Below are 1,168 nucleotides of genomic sequence, written 5' to 3'. Positions count from 1 at the left end.
GCGATGGCGGAGGCTCCAACCCGTACCGACGGCCAACAAAGCCCCGATGGCGCCCAGGAACAGGTTGTCCCAACTGGCCAAACCCAACCCTCCGGCGGTCCAGAACAGCACGGAATAAGCGGCCCGCTGATCGCCCGCGAACACCAGCCAGGTGGTCAAGGCGCTGAACAGAAAGGACACGGCCAGACCGGCGATGATCAAGCGTTCCGGGGCTCGCCCCCGTTCCCGGAACAGCAGGACAAGAACAACCGCGGCGGACAGGAGGGCGCCGGAAAAGGCGGCGATGGGCAGGGTCCAGACCCCAAACCGATCTCCGAACAGGGTGATAACCGAAACCGCCCCCGCCGCCGCACCGGAGGACAGGCCGAAGAGAAAGGGGTCGGCCAGATCATTCCGTGTGGTCGTCTGGAGCAGCACCCCCACCGCCGCCAATCCGGCCCCCACGCAGATGGCCAGAAAAACCCGGGGCAAACGCAACTCGATAACGATGCGTGCCACGGGACCGTCTCCACCGCTCCCATCCCCGAGACCGACAATAGCCCCAAAGGCGCGCCCGACCGCATCAAGGGGGAGAGGCGTGGACCCGAAGACCACGCCCGCCAAGACCAGGGCGACAACCAACGCCGCCCCGGTCAGCCAGAAGAAAAGCGCCTTGGCGCTCATTGTCCGGGGAAACGGTCCGGATGCAAGGCCTTGGCCAGGGCCTCCACCGCGTCGATGTTCGCCGGACCCGGGGTGATCTGCTCATAGCGCAGGGGAAGGAACCGCTCATTCCGCACCGCGTCCACGTCCTTCATCACCGGGTGCGCCTTCAGGAAGTCCAACAGCTTGGCGTATCCGGCCCCGTCCTGGTAATCGAGCAGAATCAGGAAGGCCGGGTTCTTGACCGCAACATCCTCCCAGGACGTGGTCCCCCAACTCATCTCCATGCCGCCCAGGACGTTTTCGCCCCCTGCGGCTTCGATCAGGGCCGTGGGCATGGCGAATTTGCCCGCCGTGAAGGGCTTGTCCTCTCCGGAATCATAGAGGAAGACGGAAAGGGGCGCCTCCCCGTCCACGGCCTCCGCCACCTTGGCGATCCGGGCTTTCCAGCCGTCGACCAGGGCCTTGGCCTCGGCTTCCTTGCCGAAAATGGCTCCAAGGGCCAGTTCGTCCTTGTAGAGGAGAT

At 65.2% G+C, this 1,168-nt stretch carries 2 protein-coding genes; both read right to left on the bottom strand.

Going from position 1 to position 1,168, the window contains the following annotated elements; translation table 11 throughout:
* Positions 1–663, bottom strand: a 663-nt coding sequence (locus ACLIRY_RS27155; RefSeq protein ID WP_413208530.1) for a FecCD family ABC transporter permease, incomplete at its 3' end; no start/stop codon positions are given.
* Positions 660–1,168: ABC transporter substrate-binding protein (locus ACLIRY_RS27150; RefSeq protein WP_413208529.1), on the bottom strand; the 509-nt coding region annotated here is incomplete at its 5' end. The genes ACLIRY_RS27155 and ACLIRY_RS27150, both read right to left, overlap by 4 nt.

The sequence above is a fragment of the Rhodospirillum sp. A1_3_36 genome (genome assembly GCF_047263945.1).
GTDB lineage: Bacteria > Pseudomonadota > Alphaproteobacteria > Rhodospirillales > Rhodospirillaceae > Rhodospirillum.
This window is presented reverse-complemented; position numbering and strand designations above follow the sequence as displayed.